The sequence below is a fragment of the Polaromonas sp. P3_C2 genome (genome assembly GCF_056402675.1).
Genome location: NZ_JBFUGX010000268.1, coordinates 1 through 5,498 on the forward strand (window position 1 = coordinate 1; position 5,498 = coordinate 5,498).

The following is a 5,498-nucleotide window of genomic DNA, read 5'->3' on the forward strand; positions in this document are numbered from 1 at the left end:
CGTCGATGCAGGCTGCGCTGCAGCGGACACTGGGCCGCCGCGGCATGGAGGTTTTCAGCTGCACCGACGGGCGCCTGGCGCTGGCGCAATGGACGGACACCCAGCCCGATGTGGTGGTGCTGGACCTCAGCCTTCCCGGGATGGACGGCTTGCAGGTGCTGGAGCAGGCGCGCCTCAAGGGGCTGGCCACACCGGTGCTCATTTTGACCGCACGCGGCACGGTAGGTGACCGCATCATGGGCCTGAACACCGGGGCCGACGACTACCTGCCCAAACCCTTCGACCTGGACGAACTGGAAGCACGTCTGCGCGCCCTGAGCCGCCGGCGCGCGGCAACCGCGCTTCCCGCGGAAAACGATGCCGGCGCACAGATCGTGGGCGAGCTGCGCTATGAAAAAGACAGCGGGGCCATCTACCACCGCGACCAAGTGCTGGAGCTGACCCCCCGTGAACTGGCGCTGTTGCAGGCCCTGATCGCCAAACCCGGCCATGCAGTGTCCAAAGAGCGTTTGTTCGAGCTGGTGTTTCCCGGCGAGGCGGACGTGCAATACGAGGCGGTGGAAGTGGTGGTGTACCGCCTGCGCAAGAAACTGGCGCAAACCGGCGTCACGCTGGTCACGCTGCGCGGCCTGGGCTACTTGTTGAAAGTGGATGCATGAGCTCCCCGCAGCCGCGACAGGACATTCAGGCAGTTCCCCCCGCAGCACCCGAAACCAAACCCGGCGCAGGCGCCATCTCCCTGCGCAGATACCTGCTCATCGGCATTCTTTTGCCGGTGGGCCTGCTGGTAGTGGCCAACACCTTCAGCCTGTACCGGCAGGCATTGGGCGCGGTGAACACGGCGTATGACCGTACGCTGCTGGCGTCTGCCAAATCCATCGGCGAGCAGCTCGATGTAACGGGCTACGACGAGCAATCCGAGCTGCGCGTCACGGTGCCCTATGCGGCGCTGGAAGCTTTTGAGGCTGACAACCAGAGCCGGCTTTTTTACCGGGTCTCCAGCCTCGGCGGCAGCATGGTGTCCGGTTTTTCGGAGTTGCCGTTCTGGCACGGGCGCATTCCGGCACGGCCGCCCTATTCGGCGCTGGTGGATTTTTATGATGATGTCTTCATGGGCGACGATGTGCGGGTCGCGGTTCTGCTGCAGCCCGTGGCCAGTGCAAAAGGCCGCGCCATGGCGGTGATTCAGGTAGCCGAAACCCTGGAACTGCGCAAAACACTGGCCCGCAAAATCCTGTTCGACACACTGTGGCGCCAGGCCCTGCTGCTGGCGGTAATCGCCCTGGTGGCGGTCGTCGTGGTGCAGCGCGCCACCCGGCCCGTACGGCGCCTCAGCGCCGAGCTGCAGGCCCGTCCCGAAGGCGACCTGACGGCGATTACCGCGCCCGATGCACCCCGCGAACTTCTGCCGCTGGTGGATGCCACCAACGAGGTCATGGGCCGGCTGCAGCACCTGCTGGACAACCAGAAGCGCTTTGTGCGCGATGCGGCCCACCAGCTGCGCACGCCGCTGGCCGTGCTCAAGGTACAGGTGCAGTCCGCGCTGCGCGGCGACATGGACGCCCGTGAGGCGCTGGCGGAAATCAACCAGACGGTGGACCGCGCCACCGTCCTGGCCAACCAGATGCTGGCGCTGGCCAAGGTGGAGCAATTGCGCCAGCAGGCTGACCTGCAGGCCATCGACCTGGCGCAGATGGTGCGCTCTGTGGCGCTGGACCTCTCGCCCCTGATTGCCGAGAAAGACATCGATTTCGAGATAGAAACCGTGCCGGCGCGCGTCACATCGCATGAATGGATGCTGGGCGAACTCACGCGCAACCTGCTGCACAACGCCATCAAGCACACGCCGGCCGGCGGCACGCTGGCGGTGCGCATCGTGTGCGACGCCCGCGTTGTCGCCATGACCATCAGCGACAGCGGGCCGGGGGTGTCGGCGGAGTTGTCGGCGCGGCTCTATCAGCCCTTTTCCGCAGGCAACGTGCGCCACGGCTCCGGCCTGGGCCTGGCCATTTGCCGCGAGATCACCGAAACCATGCATGGCAGCATTTCGCTGGAAAACCGCGTCGTGCACGGCCGTGTGACGGGCCTGGACGCCACGGTACGCCTGCCCACGACGTGAGAACCAATCCAAACGCGGCGCCCTCCTACACGGCGCCACATGCCTTGGTACAGAATAGGCCCCAATGGACAAATTGCGAATCGACAAGTGGCTGTGGGCCGCCCGCTTCTACAAGACCCGCGCCCTGGCCGTGGAAGAAATTGACAAGGGCCGTGTACGCATCAACGGCATCGAAGCCAAGCCCGCGCGTGAAGTCAAATCCGGCGACACCGTGACACTGCGACAGGGCCCCTACACCCGTACCCTGATGGTGCGCGGCATCAGCAAGCTGCGAGGCGCAGCCCCGGTAGCCCAGCAGCTCTACGAAGAAACCGAAGAAAGCCTGCGCCTCAAAGCCGAGGCCGCCGAGCAGCGCCGGGTGGCAGCCGATCCGGCCGGCAGCCTGGAGCATGGGCGCCCCACCAAACGCGACCGCCGCACGCTCGACAAGGCCTGGGACAACCGCTGGAGCGCGTCAGCCGATTGAGAGACTGGGAAGCCGCCCCGTTTTCGCTATCATTTTTGTAGCTACTCGCGCCCATTCCCATTGGGTCAGAGGCCTATTTTATTCAAGAATTGGCTGTTTTGAGCCATGCAGGATGGTGATGAACGCTCAGGCATACGCTCGCTGCGCCAGCGCCCGCGCCAGCAGGGCCGCCGGGTCCACCAGCTCAAGTGAATCCATGCCAGGCACCGCGCTGAGTGCCAGCGGAATCTCGGTGCAACCCAGAACCAGCACTGAAAGGCCGTGCCGCCCGGCAAGCGCGCTGGCCACGCCCGCAAAACACTCACGCGCCAAAGCCATGTTGCCGGCTTTCACGCCCTCATAGATGCCGCGCATCAGGCGCTCACGCTCTTCAACGGAAGGAATGTGGCATTGCAAACCCGCCTGCCGCAGGGCCTGGTCGTAGAGCCCTGCCCGGTAGGTGCCCTCGGTCGCCAGAAGACCCACTTCGCGTACACCGCGGCCCGCCAGATTTTGGGCCACCTCACGCGCCACGTGCAGCACTTCAAGCTGGGGAAAGCGCTCCTGCAACTCGGCGTGCCACGCATGGGCCGTGTTGCACGCTACCGCGACGGTGGTGGCACCTAATGCGGCGAGTTTCCCCATTGCTTGCAACATGGGATCCAGGGGCTGATGGCCGCCCGGCCCCGGTAAACCCAGCGCGTTGCTGCGGTCCGGCACCGGCACCTGCGCCAGCCAGTGCTCGGGAAAGGCCTGGTCAGACACCGGAATGTCCAGCGAGCGCATATGGTCCGCGCAGGCCTGGACAAACAATCGAGCAAAGTCTGCACCTGCAGCCGGACCCATGCCGCCCAGAATGCCGACCACGCGGGTTCTGCTCATATCTTGCCTTTCAATGCTGTTCAAGTTGCAAATCCTGTCCGGCAGGCGCACACCGGCCACCTGAGCCCACGAGGCTCCGGGATCATTTTTCTTTAGGGGGAAAACTGCCGGCCCGAACGGGCACGGCAGTAGAACGGGAGCGGCGCGACGGCGCTCCCGTCAGCCTTACATGGCCGGCTTGTCGCTCAGCRCCTTGAGGTTGGCCTTCAGCTCTTCGCTCATTGGCAGGTTCAGGTTCACGCCCTTTGGCGGGATGGGTGAGGTGAACCACTTGGCGTACATCTTGGTAAAGTCGCCGGACTTGATCAGGCGGATGATCGTGCCGTCCACCAGCTTCTTGAACTCAGGGTCGTCCTTGCGCAGCATGCAGGCATAGGGCTCCACCTGCAGCGAATCACCCACGACTTCCAGCGACGCCGGATTCTTGGAGTTGGCCATCAGGCCGAACAGCAGGATGTCGTCCATGGCAAAAGCCAGGGCACGGTCATTCTCAACCAGCAGCAACGAATCATCGTGGTCTTTGCCCAGGATGAGCTGCATGTCGAGCTTTTTATCGGCGCTGTACTTGCGGATCACCTGCGCGTTGGTGGTGCCTGTCGTGCTGGCCACCGTCTTTTTGGCCAGGTCGGCGTAGTTCTTGATGCCGGATGATTTTTTGACCAGCAGGCGGGTGCCGGTGTAGAAGTGGTTGATGGCAAATGCCACATCCTTGCCGCGCGCGGTGTTGTTGGTGGTAGAGCCGCACTCGAGGTCGTAGGTGCCGTTGACCAGCAAGGGGATGCGATTTTGCGAAGTCACGGGCATGTAGGCGACTTCGAGATTCGGCTTTTTCACCTTCTTGCGAATGTCGTCAATGATGGCTTCTGTCAGTTCTGCCGAAAAACCCACCGAGGTTTTGGACCCGATCAGGTAGCTGAAAGGCACCGAAGCTTCGCGATACGACACGGTGATCTTGTTGCTGTCGGCGATCTTTTTCAGCGTCGGCACCGTTTGCGCGCCGGCGGTGGTGGCCAGGCCGGCTGTCAGCAGCACGGCGGTCATGAGGATGGTGAATTTCATGCTTGTCCTTTCGGGGGGCGGTGGGTTGGTAGTTTCGGGAAACTGGCATCGGTAGTGTAGGAACAGCCGTGCGATATGTGTCATTCATTTTCGCGGCAAACCCATGACCAAAACTCATGGTTTACCCAGAATCTCTTCTGCCACCTTCGCAGAAGGGCATAACCACACGTCATAACCCTCGCGCATTCAGCATTGTTCAAACTTGTACCCACTGCGTAAAGTGGCGCTCTTTCAGGGAACAAAGAGGCTTCTATGCATGTGTGTGTGCTCGGTGCAGGAATCGTGGGACTCGCAACCGCCTACAGCTTGCGGCGGGCCGGTCATGAGGTGACAGTGGTGGACCGCGCCAGCCCCGGCAGCGGCGCCAGCGGCGGCAACGGCGCACAACTGAGCTACTCCTACGTGCAGCCGCTGGCAGATCCCGCCATCTGGCGGCAGCTTCCCAAGCTGCTGCTGTCGCCCTCCTCCCCGTTGAAGCTGCGGCCTCGCCTGGATGTGCGCCAGTGGTTGTGGGGTGCGCAGTTTCTGGCGGCCTGCAACAGCAAGACCTCACGCAACACCACCAGCCATTTGCTGTCGCTGGCGGCGCTCAGCCGCCAGTCTTTTGACGCGATGATGGCCGAAGAAAAACTGGATTGCGATTTCTCGGCCACGGGCAAGCTGGTGCTGTACGCCAGCGATGCAGCGTTCGCTGCAGCGCGCCGGCAGATGTTGCTGCAACGTGAACTGGGCAGTACCCAGGAGGCCGTCAGCGCCGACCGCTGCGTGGAGATCGAGCCCGCGCTGAAAAACCGACACGGGCACATCGCCGGCGCCATCTACACACCGGGCGAGTGTGCTGCCGACTGCCAGAAAACCTGCGACGGCCTGTTCAACGTGCTGCGCCGCGAGGGTGTGCGCTTCCTGCTGGACACACCCGTGGAGCAGCTCGTGGTGCGCGGCGGCCTGGTTGCAGCTGTCGCGACGCCGCAAGGCCATCTCGAAGCCGACCGC

6 protein-coding genes are annotated in these 5,498 nt (G+C 63.4%); 4 read left to right on the forward strand and 2 right to left on the reverse strand.

Annotated features, from left to right (window positions below; translation table 11 throughout):
• The 3 genes from AC1DWI_RS12510 to AC1DWI_RS12520 form a co-directional block, all read left to right on the forward strand.
• The coding region (locus AC1DWI_RS12510; RefSeq protein WP_477724935.1) for a response regulator at nt 1-659 on the forward strand (659 nt) is incomplete at its 5' end.
• A complete protein-coding gene (locus AC1DWI_RS12515) occupies nt 656-2,119 on the forward strand; it encodes a sensor histidine kinase (protein ID WP_477669012.1) in 1,464 nt (487 codons plus the stop codon). The genes AC1DWI_RS12510 and AC1DWI_RS12515, both read left to right, overlap by 4 nt.
• A 64-nt stretch (nt 2,120-2,183) precedes the next feature.
• The gene (locus AC1DWI_RS12520; protein WP_477669011.1) at nt 2,184-2,585 is read left to right on the forward strand and encodes an RNA-binding S4 domain-containing protein; all 402 of its coding nucleotides are present in this window, start codon (nt 2,184-2,186) and stop codon (nt 2,583-2,585) included.
• A 126-nt stretch (nt 2,586-2,711) separates the two neighbouring features.
• Here the strand turns inward: AC1DWI_RS12520 and AC1DWI_RS12525 are convergent, their stop codons facing one another.
• Together AC1DWI_RS12525 and AC1DWI_RS12530 are read right to left on the reverse strand one after the other, a co-directional pair.
• Nucleotides 2,712-3,446: an aspartate/glutamate racemase family protein gene (locus tag AC1DWI_RS12525; RefSeq protein ID WP_477669010.1), complete on the reverse strand. Its 735-nt coding sequence runs from the start codon at nt 3,444-3,446 to the stop codon at nt 2,712-2,714.
• Between the two features lie 165 nt (nt 3,447-3,611).
• A complete protein-coding gene (locus AC1DWI_RS12530) occupies nt 3,612-4,505 on the reverse strand; it encodes a transporter substrate-binding domain-containing protein (RefSeq protein ID WP_477724936.1) in 894 nt (297 codons plus the stop codon).
• Between the two features lie 252 nt (nt 4,506-4,757).
• Here AC1DWI_RS12530 and AC1DWI_RS12535 point away from each other — a divergent pair.
• Nucleotides 4,758-5,498 (forward strand): FAD-dependent oxidoreductase (locus AC1DWI_RS12535; RefSeq protein WP_477724937.1); only part of this gene is annotated, 741 nt, incomplete at its 3' end.